The organism is Anaerobacillus sp. 1_MG-2023 (assembly GCF_030547345.1).
Classification (GTDB): domain Bacteria; phylum Bacillota; class Bacilli; order Bacillales; family Guptibacillaceae; genus Guptibacillus; species Guptibacillus hwajinpoensis_B.
In genome coordinates this window covers 1-230 of record NZ_JAUORD010000315.1, presented here as the reverse complement: position 1 = coordinate 230, position 230 = coordinate 1, and the positions used below count along the sequence as shown (strand labels likewise).

At 52.2% G+C, this 230-nt stretch carries 1 protein-coding gene; it reads left to right on the top strand.

All coding sequences use genetic code 11. The features are described from left to right. Positions 1 to 18 precede the first annotated feature (18 nt). On the top strand, positions 19 to 230 hold a 212-nt coding region (locus Q4550_RS25135), incomplete at its 3' end, for a transcriptional repressor (RefSeq protein WP_369290147.1).

The following is a 230-nucleotide window of genomic DNA, read 5'->3' as shown; positions in this document are numbered from 1 at the left end:
GTTTACCGGACACTCGGCCTGCTGGTAGAAGCAGACCTGCTTCGCCAGATCGATCTTGGAGAGAGCCAGGTCACCTACGATCCGAATTTCCTCCAAAAGCCATCCCACAACCATCTGGTGTGTATCGATTGCAATCGCGTGGTAGAGTTCGAGGATAACAACGTGGATATCCAAACTGATTGTGTCACCCGCCGTCTCGGTTTCACAACCGTCCGGCAATCCATCAAGAT